10 protein-coding genes are annotated in these 13,080 nt (G+C 60.3%); 4 read left to right on the top strand and 6 right to left on the bottom strand.

Annotated elements, in window-relative coordinates:
- Nucleotides 1–6 precede the first annotated feature (6 nt).
- On the top strand, nt 7–1,755 hold the full coding sequence (locus NG895_RS01845) for an asparagine synthetase B family protein (RefSeq protein WP_252850736.1): 1,749 nt from the start codon (nt 7–9) through the stop codon (nt 1,753–1,755).
- Between the two features lie 43 nt (nt 1,756–1,798).
- Here NG895_RS01845 and NG895_RS01840 read toward each other — a convergent pair whose 3' ends face one another.
- Nucleotides 1,799–2,506, bottom strand: a complete 708-nt coding sequence (locus NG895_RS01840; RefSeq protein WP_252850735.1) for a response regulator transcription factor — start codon at nt 2,504–2,506, stop codon at nt 1,799–1,801.
- Between the two features lie 509 nt (nt 2,507–3,015).
- Between NG895_RS01840 and NG895_RS01835 the strand changes: the two genes are divergently transcribed.
- Both NG895_RS01835 and NG895_RS01830 read left to right on the top strand, forming a co-directional pair.
- Nucleotides 3,016–3,600 carry a sigma-70 family RNA polymerase sigma factor gene (locus NG895_RS01835; protein ID WP_252850734.1) on the top strand — a complete coding sequence of 195 codons (585 nt, stop codon included), beginning with the start codon at nt 3,016–3,018 and terminating at the stop codon, nt 3,598–3,600.
- 70 nt (nt 3,601–3,670) lie between these two features.
- Nucleotides 3,671–6,178 (top strand): bifunctional serine/threonine-protein kinase/ABC transporter substrate-binding protein, encoded by a 2,508-nt coding sequence (locus NG895_RS01830; protein WP_252850733.1) that lies wholly within the window; start codon nt 3,671–3,673, stop codon nt 6,176–6,178.
- Nucleotides 6,179–6,216: 38 nt separating this feature from the next.
- Here NG895_RS01830 and NG895_RS30765 read toward each other — a convergent pair whose 3' ends face one another.
- Together NG895_RS30765 and ispE are read right to left on the bottom strand one after the other, a co-directional pair.
- Nucleotides 6,217–6,828, bottom strand: coding sequence for a septation protein SpoVG family protein (locus tag NG895_RS30765; RefSeq protein ID WP_425267189.1), 612 nt, complete (start codon nt 6,826–6,828; stop codon nt 6,217–6,219).
- A gap of 29 nt (nt 6,829–6,857) precedes the next feature.
- Nucleotides 6,858–7,769, bottom strand: a complete 912-nt coding sequence (gene ispE, locus NG895_RS01820) for a 4-(cytidine 5'-diphospho)-2-C-methyl-D-erythritol kinase (RefSeq protein ID WP_252850732.1) — start codon at nt 7,767–7,769, stop codon at nt 6,858–6,860.
- Nucleotides 7,770–8,011: 242 nt separating this feature from the next.
- Between ispE and NG895_RS01815 the strand changes: the two genes are divergently transcribed.
- Nucleotides 8,012–8,989, top strand: coding sequence for a DUF368 domain-containing protein (locus NG895_RS01815; protein ID WP_252850731.1), 978 nt, complete (start codon nt 8,012–8,014; stop codon nt 8,987–8,989).
- A 125-nt stretch (nt 8,990–9,114) separates the two neighbouring features.
- Here NG895_RS01815 and tmk read toward each other — a convergent pair whose 3' ends face one another.
- The 3 genes from tmk to NG895_RS01800 form a co-directional block, all read right to left on the bottom strand.
- Nucleotides 9,115–9,735, bottom strand: coding sequence for a dTMP kinase (gene tmk / locus NG895_RS01810; RefSeq protein WP_252850730.1), 621 nt, complete (start codon nt 9,733–9,735; stop codon nt 9,115–9,117).
- Nucleotides 9,736–9,800: 65 nt separating this feature from the next.
- Nucleotides 9,801–10,772: a helix-turn-helix transcriptional regulator gene (locus NG895_RS01805; protein ID WP_252850729.1), complete on the bottom strand. Its 972-nt coding sequence runs from the start codon at nt 10,770–10,772 to the stop codon at nt 9,801–9,803.
- Nucleotides 10,699–12,999 (bottom strand): TolC family protein, encoded by a 2,301-nt coding sequence (locus tag NG895_RS01800; RefSeq protein WP_252850728.1) that lies wholly within the window; start codon nt 12,997–12,999, stop codon nt 10,699–10,701. Before NG895_RS01800 ends, NG895_RS01805 begins: the two co-directional genes overlap by 74 nt.
- Nucleotides 13,000–13,080 lie beyond the last annotated feature (81 nt).

The raw sequence follows: 13,080 nt of genomic DNA, 5'->3' as shown, positions 1-13,080 counted from the left end.
CGCGGTATGTCGGCTTTGTTTGGATTCAACGGCTCTCCCGATCGCCAGCAGCTCGAGGTCATGGGGCGTACGCTCGCCCACCGCGGTGGTGGCCAGCCGCGATGGGAGGAGCATCCCAAAATCTCGGTTGGTTACGATCATGCAACACAGACCGAGGGGCTGGGCATCGGCCACGGGGGCGTGTACCACCAGGGAGATGCCTTTGTCGCGGCGGCCGGTTACTTTACCGCGCTGCCCCCTGGAGAAGGGCCACCGCTCGCGCGACTGCTTGCTCACTATCTGCAACACGGCAGCCGTACTCTACTGCAGGTGCAGGGCGACTTTGTGATGGTATTGTTCGATGGCCGTGCGATGCACCTGGTTCGTGATCCGGCTGGCGGGCGAAGCCTATACTACGGCCACCATGCAGGGCGGTGGTTCTTTGCCGTGGAGCCCAAGGGTATCTTGGCCGTGCCCGGTTTTCCCCGCCGGCTGCGTACCGCGTCGCTGGCCCAATACCTGGCGTTCAGCTTCGTGCCACCGCCACATACGATGCTCGAGGGGGTACTGGCCCTGCCCGCCGGGCACGTGGCGACTTTTGCCGGCGACTCTTCGCCGCAGGTGGTGCGGTACTTCCGACCCGAGTTGCAGGAAGCCACCGACCAGCGCGACGAGCAGGAGATCGTGGCCGACTTTCGCTCGGCCATCTCTCAAGCGGTGTCTCAGCGTTTGAATCCCACCGGGCCAGTGGGAGTGTTCCTGTCAGGAGGGCTCGACTCGAGCCTGGTGGCTGCCGAAGCCGCTCGACAGGCTCCAGGCCGGGTGCGGACCTATGCGTTGCACTTCGGGCCACGCTATCCCAACGAACTGTCCTTCGCTCGCGAAGTGGCCGATCGCGCCGGCACGTCGCACCACGAGGTACTGCTGCGGCCCCGCGACTTCCTGCCGCGGCTGCGGGAGATGATCTGGCAGTTGGACGATCCGATCGGCGACCCGATCACGATGCCCAACTACGAACTATCGCGACTGGTGGCCCGCGAGCACCGCGTGGTGTTGAACGGCGAAGGGGGCGATCCCTGCTTTGGCGGACCCAAGAACCTGCCGATGCTGTTGCAGCATTGGTACGGTGGCATCGAACGCCACAAACGCTTTCGAGAGCAAGCCTACCTGGCATCGTACCGCCGGGCCTATGAGGAGATCTTGCGGCTGCTCACACCGGAAGCGGCGCACGAGATCGACTTCGAGCGAGACCTGGAGCAAGTGCTGAGTCCATTCTTCCGGACGGACCAGCCGCGGCACTTTTTGAACAAGCTGATGGCGATCAACATTCGCTTGAAAGGAGCACAGCTCATCCTGCCCAAGGTCGAGCGGATGACCGGTGCGGCGGGTCTGGTGCCGTTGGCTCCATTGTTCGCCGGGCAGATCGTCCAGCTCAGCATGCAGATCCCGCCCCGGCTGAAGTTGAACCGCGGGGTGGAGAAAGTGATCCTCAAACGAGCCTACGCCGATGCGTTGCCACCGTCGGTGATCGACCGCCCCAAAAGTGGCATGCGGGTGCCGGTGAACTTCTGGTTCCGCGGCGAGCTGCGGCGCTATGCTCGCAAGGTACTGAGCCGCCGCGCGCTCGACCAGGCCGGGCTGTTTCAGCATCAGCGTGTCCGGCAACTGTTGGACTACAGCACGGAGGAAGGGCCTGGACGCTACGGCCTACGGCTGTGGATGCTGCTGACGTTCGAACTCTGGCGACGCATCGTGCTTGAGCGCGAGTCGATTTAACGCCGCCCAAGCACGGGTGGTTGTCCCACCGGTCGGCGTGCGGTCAGTTGGCTCCTACCGACCTCTGTAGCATGGCCAGCGCCGATCCCGTGGGGGATGCTTCGGCCGGGTCGAAGCGGCAATTCAGCCCTTTGAGCATTTTCAGCTCGGTTGCCTTGACCGCCAGCTCCGCCGCATTGGCTGCGTTGAATTTTTTGAGAATCCGCGAGCGATCGACCTCGATGGTCCGCTGCGAAACGTCCAACTCCAAGGCGATCTGCTTGTTCAGCTTGCCGGCCAGCAGCGAATCGAGCACTTCCAGTTCACGGCCCGTGAGCTGATTGAGAGACGACTGCAGCTTGTGCACGTGCTCGCTAATCACGTGGCGCACCTTGTCCCGCTCGATGGCATCCGAAATGGCGTTCAGCAAGTCAGAGGGAGGAATAGGTTTCTCCAGCAACGTGGTGGCCCCCAGACGCATGCAGTTGACTGCCGTACGAACGTCCGCATAGCCGCTGATGACAATGGTGGGAACGCTGATGCTGCGACGCTTGAGTTCCGATTGCAGCGCAATGCCGGTAATGCCACCGCTGAGGCGAATATCGACCACCGCGCAGCAAGGCCGTTGGTGTGGCTCGGCAGCCAGGAACTGTTCGGCCGAATCAAAGCAATGCACTTGATATCCGGCCTGCTGGCAGCAGGCCTTCAATGAATTGCGGGTCTCCAGATCGTCTTCGATCAGGTAGACAAACTCTTGATTCTTATCGTGCATGGCTAAACTTCCCATTACGTACCTAGGACTCTGCCTCTCTTCGTTCGCGGCCCCGTACTCCAGGTAGGAGTGGTATACCGCTACAGCTTGCAATGCGACGGTGTATTGCCGTATCCCCCACAAGTGGGGATGGCGGCAATCAGCATGTTTTCTGGAGGGCCGTAACGACCAGGGCATGTGGTTTGCCACCATGCTGTCGTCACTCCGAGCTCCCCAGTTCGCCCATGTCGGGTGACCGCGGCGTGTCGCACATAAGGAAAGCAGTCGCAGCGGCGATTTAATTACGGCAAATCGCGAAAATGGAAGTGCCTTTTCTTGCGAACCACCGCGCCGATGTCGTAATCTATTGTTCGGCAAGGGTTTATGCGCGATACTGATCTCTGGTCCGGGGCACAAAGAACTGCCTTCCGTTCTCCGTAATTGTGATTGCATGATGCAGGCGAGTTGGTGTGGATCAGCAGTGAAGCTGGCGAGAACTGGACCAAGCGGGTGCTGGGGGCCTGCGCGCGATGTCGAAATTTACACGACTGACGCTTCTTGAACGCGTACGCGATACAACCACGGGCGATTCATGGCAGGAGTTCGCCGAGGTGTATGATGCTCTGGTAATGTCGTGGTTACGCGCACATCAGGTCCAGTCGCACGACGCCGACGACGTCCGCCAAGAGGTGATGTCGGCTGTGATGCAGCAGATTGGCAAGTTCGAGCACAATGGGCGGCCGGGAGCTTTCCGAAACTGGCTGCGGAAAATAACATCAAATCGTCTACATCGCTTGTGGCAGAAGCGAGGCTCCAGGCCCGATCAGGCAGGGCCCGACCTTTCTGAATTGGCGGACCAATTGGCCGACCCCAGCAGTCCCCTGACGGCTGCCTGGGATCGGGAACACAACCGTTACATTGTGGAGTACTTGTTGGACCAGATTGCCGACCGTTTCAGTCCCCAAAGTATGCAGGTCTTCGAGCGGATCGTTCTCGACGAAGAGCCGGCGCAGCAGGTGGCGGACGATATGGGCATGACCTTGGGTGCAGCCCGCGTGGCGCAGCATCGTGTGCTGAAAGCCTTGCGCGCAATGGGCAAAGGATGGATCGACTAGTCGTAGGCCCGCGGCTCGCCCCACTTTTCTTTTCCGTCCATTACGGACCCAGCCTGCTTACTACGATCAGATGCCAACTGAAGCAAACCATATTGGCGAAGCAGAACTAGCCGCCTGGGTGAATGACGAACTGTCGCCCGAAGAGTCGCGGGTGGTGGAAGATCATCTGACCCAGTGCAATGAATGCGCGCGCCAACTCGACAGTTACGATAGCCAGAAGAATACGTTTCTCGACCAAGTCCGATGCAGCAGCGATACCAGCCGGGACACCGGCATGCGCGTCCGCAGTCAGCGCTATATGAGCCAGGCCAGGGCTTGGGTTGGCGAGACGTTGGGACGTTACCGGGTGACCAGCGCGCTGGGTGCCGGCGGCATGGGCATTGTGCTGGAGGCCCAGGATACGGCTATCGGCCGCATGGTGGCGCTGAAGGTATTGCATGAAGAACTGGCCAACGATACGGCGCGGCTGCAGCGATTTGTGTCCGAGGCCCGCGCTGCCGGCAAGTTGCATCATCCCAACGTGCTTACCCTGTTCGACATCGCCCAGGCGGGGGGAGTCCACTTTCTGGTGATGGAACTGGCCGAACAGGGTAGTGCCAACGACCTGCTGACGCGACAAGGCGCGATCGCCCCCGAGCAGGCGACAGAGATCATCATCCAAGCCGCGCAAGGCTTGATGGCCGCTCACGAAGTGGGGCTCATTCATCGCGACCTGAAGCCAGCCAACCTGTTGATCAACAACGACGACATCATCAAAGTGGCCGACTTTGGTGTGGCCAAGTGTGCCGAGGAAGGTTCCCTGAAACTTACCAAGCAGGGGCAGATCGTCGGCACGCCCCACTTTATGAGTCCCGAACAATGCGCCGGCCGCAAGGTCGATGTACGCAGCGACATCTACTCGCTGGGCGCCACGTACTTTAGCTTGCTCGCCGGCGAGATTCCGTATGCCGATTCCGACAGCCTGGTGGCCATCATTCACGCACACTGTTTTGCCGATCGTCCCGATCCGAGAAAGTCGGTGGCCAGCGTGCCGTCCGCCTGCGCGGCAATTGTCGAACGAGCCATGGCCATCGAGCCCGAGGCGCGGTATCAAACGGTCGCCGAGATGCTGGAGGATCTGCGGGCGTGCACTGTGCAATCCACGCTCCCCGAAAAGGTGCGACCAGCAGAGAAGAGCGACAAGCGGCTGACGCGCCGTGCCGCTATCGCTGCTGGTGTAGCCGCCGGCGGCGGCCTGGTGGGAGCTGCTTACTGGGGGCTGTGGGGCGGCCAAGGCTCGCCGGCGCAGCCGGGAGCGGTCCTGCCCGGCGGCACGGCCGATAGGGTAAAAATTGGTTTTCTGCACTCGCTATCGGGCACCATGAGGCAGCCCGAACAAGTCATCGTGGATGCCTTGCGACTGTCGGCGGATGAGCTGAATGACGAAGGGGGAGTGCTCGGTCACAAGATCGACTACAAGATTGTCGACGGGCGGTCCGACGAAGAAATGTTCGCAAAACAGGCAAAGTATCTCATCGACGAATGGAACGCCGCGACCATCTTTGGCTGCTTCACTTCAGCCAGTCGAAAGATGGTGGCGCCGGTCGTCGAGTCGCGCGACAATCTTTTGATGTACTCCCTGAATACCGAAGGCCTGGAGACCAGCCCGAACATCATGTACCTGGGGGGCGATCCCACACAAACCATCGTCCCTTGCCTGGGGTGGGCCTACGTTACCCAAAAAAGCCGCCAGTTCTACCTGATTGGTTCGGACTATGTCTTTCCGCGGGTAGTCAACGAGATTGTTAAAGACGAGTTGGAGCAACTCGGCGGCAAGGTGGTGGGTGAGAACTACTTGCCTCTGGGTACGACCGAAGTTCGCACCCTTCTGGACGATATTGAATTGTCCGGGGCGGACACCATTATCAATACCATCAGCGGCGATTCGCAAACCGCTTTTTTGCGCGATATGCAGTCCAGAGGCATGGAACTCGTGCAGCTCGCGACCGGCCTTGGTGAAGAGGAGGTTCGCAATGCCGATTTCTATCGCGATGCCCGCGATTTCTCCGTGAGTACCTACTTTCAGTCGATCTACACCCCTGAGAACTTGGACTTCATCGAGCGATTCCGCAGCAGGTACGGCCCACAGCGGCTGGTTAACGACGCAATGCACACCTCGTACGCGGCAGTCAAGCTGTGGGCCAAGGCGGCCACCGAAGCGGGATCGTTCGAGCCAACTGCCATTCGCGACGCCATGCGGATTATGTCCGTCAAAGCGCCGGGGGGCGTGATTGGAATCAACTCCGAAACGCAGTACGCCTATCGTCGACCCATTATCGGTCGGGTCAGCAAGACGGGGCAATTCGAGCTGGAATATCGCAGCGTCCGCACCAAAGACCCTACGCCCTTCCCCGAGACGCGCAGCAAGCAGCAGTGGCTGGATCTACTCGAGGGGCTGCATCAACAGTGGGGAGGCCGCTGGTCGGCGCCCCCGCGGAAGCGACCTTCCCGCTCTTCGGTCGAATCTTTTCCGGAAGCCCCGTCTGTGGCGGGAGCTGAGGCGCAATCTGCGCCGGATACCACCGAGCCGTTGGAGTAGGGCACGGCATTCCAAAGCGAGGTGAGCCTCGGCTGGCGCTACAGGATTCCGGCGCCGAAGTCGCTCGGGGGATCCCGTTTCTCTTGCTCGATCGCGGGCGTCTGGTGGCCTCCGCTGGAGGGCGTGGGCGACCCCGAAGCATGCGATGGCGTGCTGGGTGGCGGATGATGCGGCGCTGGCGTGCCCTGAGTGCGATGCGCTTCGTCGACACGCGCAGTGGGGCGTGCACCATAATCGTCGTCGAAATCGTCGTAACGCGAGATGTAACCCGGCTCCTTGGCACGTTGGATTTCGGCTTCGAATTCGTGAATGACAACATCTTGGATTTGTTCGCGACAATCCGAATTGATGGGATGCGCAATATCGGCATACAGCTTAGCTCGACCATCGGGCTGGCGTACCGCCTGATTCGAGTCGAGTTTACGACCACATTGGTTGCAGTAATTGCTCCGCAGGTGGTTCTTCATTCCACAACCGGGGCAATGCGACGTCAACTTGCGGCTGGGCATGGCGACGAACGGCCCCGTTGACCCCTCAATGATCTTTAGATCACGGACAACGAAGCAGTCGTCGAATGTTATAGAGCAGAACGCCTTGAGACGTTCGCCCGGTTCTTCCATGAGTTTGATACGGACTTCGGTAATTTCCACTGCAAGTTCTCCTTGCGAACCTTCGCCAACTACATGCTAGTGCGAGTTGCCAACACGCACTGCCAATGCCCCCCACGCAAACGCGACGCCGTAACTCGAGCGTCACGCCAACTGTGGCACACAGCAAAGTAGGCACTACCACTGCCCGTCATCTGGTGTACCAGGACGGGCAAACGTTCCATGGCATCAGCCATACGATCGATCCACTCCGTTGCGTTGCGTGCAGCCTGTTGCAGCGAGTTCTGCACCAGATGTTTGCACGCTGCGAGGCCGCAGCCACGCGACAATCGGTGAGCCAGCTCGCGGCACCAACCTTGGGGGTGCGGCATCTGCTCACCGCGCGCTAAATTCAAACCGGCGAACACGACGGGTGTCGACAAGCCAGCCGGCGGTTGAACCAGGACAATCGGCAGCGACCGGCCCAGCGAGATCCGTTCGAGTTGTTCGCCACGACCGGTGCCGATGGCGGCGCCGGGGGCGAGGAAGAACGGAACGTCGGTTCCCAATTGCTCGGCAACACGAGCCAGTTGCTGGCGGTCGTAGCCCAGCTTCCACGCAGCGTTGGCCGCCACCAGCGCCGCCGCGGCGTCGCTCGATCCGCCGCCCAATCCCGCCTGAAGGGGTATCCGCTTGGTCAACTCCAGGTATCCGGTGGGGGGGTGTCCGCTGAGCTCGGCCAACTTTTGCACCGCTTGGACAGCCAGGTTCGTGTTGGCGTCCGCCTCGAGCAGGCTGGCCGGACAGGTTCGTGAACCGCGAACGACCAGATTAAGCGGCTCGGCGGAAGGTGAATAAACGAGCCTGTCGAAAAGACGCACTGGAACAAGTAGCGTCTCGACTTTGTGGTAACCGTCAGGCTGACGTCCTAATACTTCCAACGCCAAGTTGATCTTGGCGGGCGCGTGGACGACCCATCCATTCTTGATGCGCTCGACAAACATGCTTTCCACTGAGGGAACGGACTGTCCAACATCGGATGCAAGCAAACCGGGGGGAGCTTATAACTTGGCACAAACTCGCCTTGTGCCAGACTTTTACTTTTCGATGAGCGTAAACTAGTATGGCGTCAAATTTTATAGCGTTTTGCAAAACGGGTCAATCTAAAAGCTGCGGGAAACCACCCTGCAGGGGAATTTTATGGACACGGGCATCGCGTAAATCAGAACATCCAGCACAACTTAAGATGTCCAACCGAAGATTCCTCGCCGTCGACTTGCCGAATGCCGCACGTGGGTTGCTGATGGGCGCAGCCGACATCATTCCCGGAGTTTCTGGGGGAACCGTTGCGCTATTGCTGGGCATCTACCCGCGACTGCTCACCGCGATCAGTCACGTGGACGGCCAATTCCTTGGGTACCTGCGCCAGGGACAATGGCGCGATGCCGCAAAGCATCTCGACCTGCGATTTCTGGTGGCGCTGGCCGTGGGCATTCTCACAGGCGTGGTGACTCTAGCCGGCCTGTTGCATTTCTTGTTGCAAGATTATCGCGAACTGACCTTAGCGGCGTTCTTTGGGCTCATCCTTGCTTCGAGCGTGATCGTCTTGCGAATGATCAAGCCCACGTCGAAACAACAAACCGTGAACTGCTGGCTCACGGGGATCGTGGCCGCGGGATTCGCTGCCTGGTTGGTGCAGAGTGCTTACTTGGAGCCGCGCGAGGGACTGTTGTATGTCTTCATCTGCGGCGCCATCGCCATCTGCGCGATGATTTTGCCGGGCATCAGCGGCGCGTACATCCTGGTGCTATTGGGAAAGTACGAAGACATCACAGGTATCCTTCACCGGCTCAAGGCGCTCGATGCAACTGGTGACGACTTGTGGACGCTGGTGGTCTTCGCCGCTGGGTGTGTGGTGGGGTTGTTGACCTTCAGCAAGGTGCTCAAGGCACTGCTGGTGCGGCAATACAATCCAACGATGGCCGTGCTTGGAGGCTTCATGTTGGGCTCGCTGGTGAAGGTCTGGCCGTTTCAGAAGCCGCCTGCTGGCGTTACCGAGATCACCAAGACCACCATCACGCATCCGTACTGGCCCGAGCCAATCGACTCGCAAGTTATCTGGTGTGCGGTGATTGCGGTGGTCGCCTTCGCGATCGTGGTCGCGGCCGACCACTTCGCCCAACGCTCGTCCAGCGAGGACCACGAGCAGGCTACGAAGGCTTAGAGCCTTTTAAGAATTGGTTCGCTGTGCGGAGGTCGGAGTAGGCGAAGGGCGAGCCATTGATGCCGGCCGACAAAGCAGCCCACCGACACCACAAGCCATTCCGGTACTCCAGAGTCCAAAGCGTTCTAGGTTGATGCCCCGCGCTGCATCAACTCGCTGGCGATAGCTACGATCGAGGCGTGCACCTTCTCGATGCTCTGCGATGCATCGATCACATGAATGGCGGAATCGCTGGTCGCTTCGGTCAGGTAGCCATCGCGCAGGCGTCGTCGGAACTCTGCCCCCTGCTCTTCCATTCGATCACGCTCGCGGGCCATCCGCTGATCGGCGGCCTCGACACTCATGTCGAGCACGTACACCGCATCGGGCCGCACGTCATCGATGGTTATTTCGCCCACCGCCCGCACTTGCTCGAGTGGCAACTGTCCTGCGTGGCCTTGGTACACGATGTTTGCGAGCAAGTAGCGGTCCGACACCACCACTTCACCCCGCCCTAGGGCCGGGCGGATCACCTCCTCGACCAACTGCGCCCGCGCCGCCATGTACAGCAGCATCTCGCTGCGGCGATGGATCGAAACGTTGGTATCGTGCGTGAGCAGCAGATCGCGAATGCGCTCGCCCAGTGGCGTGCTTCCCGGATCGCGGCACTGTGTCACGGTGTGTCCCTGGTCGCGAACCCATTGGCAGAATAAGTCGATCTGGGTCGACTTTCCTGCACCATCGATGCCATCGAACGTAAAGAACAATTTTGGGACTGGGGGCTGAAGAACGAATACTGGGAACGGCCCGAGTATACCCCACGGCCGAACGATTATCGATCGTACACTCGGGCCATATTGCGGGCGCGGTCGCCTACCAGTTTTCGCAGTCTTGCCGGCCTGAGCACTTCGGCCTGGTCGGCGTAGCCCAGGATCCACCAGCTAATTTCGTTCACCCCCGAAACCGTAGCGTGAAAAACCACCGAACCATCCGGCTGGGGCTCGAGCCGCTGGGTGGGGTGCCAGAGCACCTCGGAGACGTTTGTTGCCACCAGCGGCGAGAATCGCACGGCCACCTTCATGTCGCTGCCCGCTTCGGGGATGATCCGCCAGGCATTGCCCAGGTAGCGTCGCAGACTAAAGCCGCGAGGCAGCTTGTACGATTCGTCGAGCGGTTCCAGTGACACGATTCGCGACAGTTTGAAGGTGCGTACTTCGCGATGCACGCTCGATCGGCCGATGACGTGCCAACTATGGCGCGAGTAGATCAACTGGTACGGCCGCAGCTTCGTAACAATGGTGTCCCACTCGGTGAGGCTGGCGTATTTCATCCGCAGAACTCTTCGTTCGCGGCGGGCGTCAAGCAGTTGACCGAACTGCTGTGACTTGGAGTCGAGATCGGCCACGCCATTGGGTATCAGCGTAATGGCAGCGGCCAGTTCGGCCAGTTGCGCCTTCTCTTTCGGCGCCATGTTGGACTGCAGCTTACGGGCCGCGGTGCCAGCCGGCTCGAAGAATGGCACATGCTGGTCGTTGCCCACCTGCTCGGCCAGCACCACCAGCGAAACCAGCTCGTCGGAGGTCAGCTCGCCTGCCGAGAACCCGCAGGACTCGGCCAGCTGGTAGCCACCCTTGCGGCGACTATAGGCAACCTCGATGCCCGCTTCGCGGATGGCGTCCAGGTCGCGGAACAGCGTGCGGCGGCTCGCGCCGGTGGCCTTCATCAGTTCCCTAGCGGAACGAGCCCCCTCCAGTTCCAGCACCCGCAGCAGGCGGACCAGGCGCGTGATTGGCTTGTCCTTCATGGGGCGTGCTGGCGGCGTAAGTGATGCGTCCTTGTGGGGTCGGTGCCTGGTAACCGGCGTTTTGCAGATTACCCGACCGTGGCGTAGCGGTTTCCATGTATCCTGCCGGCTGCACTGGCGAGACGGGCATCAGTGCCGCGCCGGTGTCGGTAGGCTGCACGGTCTCCTGAGGCTCACCAGCCGGAGTCGGTTCGCCACGGGGAACTACTTCACCTTGGAAATAAGTGTCAGCAGGAATCGTACCGGGTTGGCCCATCGACTGGCTGACCGGGCCGCGGCTCATCACGTTGGGACGTGTGAAGCCGTAGTCCAGGTACATGCTGGCGTCACGCTGACGAGCCCGACGCAGTGCGTCGAAGTACGCTTTGCCGGGCCAGGGGCCTTCGGCCAGGTAGACGCCGTTGTAATCCAGCAACGATCCCTTGCGATAGTGTACTTCCAGGATAGCCAAGTTGTAGTCCACAATCGAACGGTAGTAAGCACTTTCGGCTTCGGCTTTCCGCCGTTGAGCGTCGAGCAAAACATTGATGTTAAGCAGGCCCTGTTCGACGGCCGGCTTTACGGAGGCGACCTCCCGTTCGGCTGCAACTTGAGCGTTGAACTGGGTTTGCGCCAATTGGTAGTTCAGGTCGATATCGCGGAAGGCGTCGCCCAATTGGTGGGAAACTTCCAATTCCAGGTCTTGCAGCACCGCCCGTTCGCGAGCCAGCAACAGTTGGACGTGACGCACCCCGTCGAGTTGACGGCGAAATCCAATTGGAATGGCGAGTTGCAGTCCCAGTTCCCATTCCTGGAAGTCGCCGGAGGTCAGCGACTGGAAGGCGCTGGTCCCTTCGGCAAAACGTCCCATGCCAGTCGGTGCGTTGTAGTCGATCAGTTCGTCACCGGCACCCACCCAGCGATAGCGACCCACGGCATCCAAACGAGGCAGCAGGTGATTGCGGGCGGCGATTAGCTCCAGTTCGCGACGCTTGATTTGCCACTTCTGCTTCCGCACTTCCACGCGTCGCGACAAGGCTTCCACGCTGGTGGCGGCCCAGTCGAAGTCGACACGGGCGATGACCGGTTCGTCGATCGGACGAATCAAGCGGCCATCCGAGACGCTGAGACCCATGATGTATCGCAGGCGAGCTTCGGCGCGGAACACTTCGGTCAGGGCTTGCTCCACCTGTGCACGGAATTGGAAGAACTGCGTCTTGGCCTGCGACTCGTCGCTGGCACGAGCCAGTTCGTTGAGGTACAGCAGATTCAACCGCTGCCAGGTGCCCCGAGCACTTTCCAGGCCTTGCTTGCGAGCATCGAGATCGCGATACGCAAAGTAGAGTTCCCAGTATGCCTGTTCGACGTCCCGCATCAGATTGCGAATGCCACCTTCGAAGTCGGCCAGCGTCAGGTCCGTGCGAATACGGGCGATCATCACACCGTCGAAACTGTTCGGGGCGTTGGCCGCATATTGATCGAACGAGTAGGGGCCCGCGATACGGTTATACTGCGTGCCGCGTCCCTGCAACAACGGTTGATTAAAGAAGGCTTCGAAGTTCGTTTCCCAGTCGCTGGGGGTTTGCCGGTTGCCATTGTTGTTGCTGTCATAGGTCGTAGCATTGCGGAATCCCCAGGTGCTGCCGTCGGCAGTGTTCTTGGTAACGCCCATGTTGAAGTCGCCCAGGTCCTGCTGGAAGTCCTGTGCGAAGAAGGTGCCAAACGCACTGCCAAAGTTCACCGGCCGGTCGTTGCGTTGCCAGACCATGCTACCTTGCAGTTGGGCATCGAACTCGCTGAGCGCCGACTCGACGCCCACGCCATCGAACTGCGAGCCGAACGACTGTCCGTTGCCCGTCTCCACGAGCGCCGGGTCGTAGGTGGTGGTAACCTGCGCGGCATTGACGATGGTTCGCGAGATGGTATCCGGCGCACTGGTGGCGACACGGCCGCCCAGTTGGCGCATGACCTGGCTGTTGCACATCGTGATGCGGGTGGCCTCCTCGAGGGTGAGGTCCCACATCTCGTAGTCGTCCATGTTTTTCAGCGACAAGGGGCGCTGCGCCTGGGTCACCTCGTCGAGCACCGGTTCTTCCACGTCCGGAAACTCGATGTCGGTCGACACGTCGACGTAGTGCGACAGATCGCCGTCTTCATGGAAGAAGAACGGCTGGGTCGGCTGGCAACCTGTTGCCAGCATCAAGAACGCCAGGGCGAGACTCAGGTTGCTGCGGGTGTTCCGACTCATGTCAGTTCGGGGGGTAAAGTCTTAGGGATTCCGACCATCGAGTCGACCGCCCCTGCGAGTTGCCAGCAGTGCTCGCAATTC

Origin of the sequence: Aeoliella straminimaris (genome assembly GCF_024054565.1) — a bacterium.
Classification (GTDB): Bacteria; Planctomycetota; Planctomycetia; order Pirellulales; family Lacipirellulaceae; genus Aeoliella; species Aeoliella straminimaris.
This window is presented reverse-complemented; position numbering and strand designations above follow the sequence as displayed.

Coding starts and splice junctions, on each gene's coding strand:
- NG895_RS01845 (WP_252850736.1), top strand. CDS start 7: ATGTCGGCTTTGTTTGGATTCAACGGCTCTCCCGATCGCCAGCAGCTC.
- NG895_RS01840 (WP_252850735.1), bottom strand. CDS start 2,506: ATGCACGATAAGAATCAAGAGTTTGTCTACCTGATCGAAGACGATCTG.
- NG895_RS01835 (WP_252850734.1), top strand. CDS start 3,016: ATGTCGAAATTTACACGACTGACGCTTCTTGAACGCGTACGCGATACA.
- NG895_RS01830 (WP_252850733.1), top strand. CDS start 3,671: ATGCCAACTGAAGCAAACCATATTGGCGAAGCAGAACTAGCCGCCTGG.
- ispE (WP_252850732.1), bottom strand. CDS start 7,769: ATGTTTGTCGAGCGCATCAAGAATGGATGGGTCGTCCACGCGCCCGCC.
- NG895_RS01815 (WP_252850731.1), top strand. CDS start 8,012: ATGTCCAACCGAAGATTCCTCGCCGTCGACTTGCCGAATGCCGCACGT.
- NG895_RS01805 (WP_252850729.1), bottom strand. CDS start 10,772: ATGAAGGACAAGCCAATCACGCGCCTGGTCCGCCTGCTGCGGGTGCTG.
- NG895_RS01800 (WP_252850728.1), bottom strand. CDS start 12,999: ATGAGTCGGAACACCCGCAGCAACCTGAGTCTCGCCCTGGCGTTCTTG.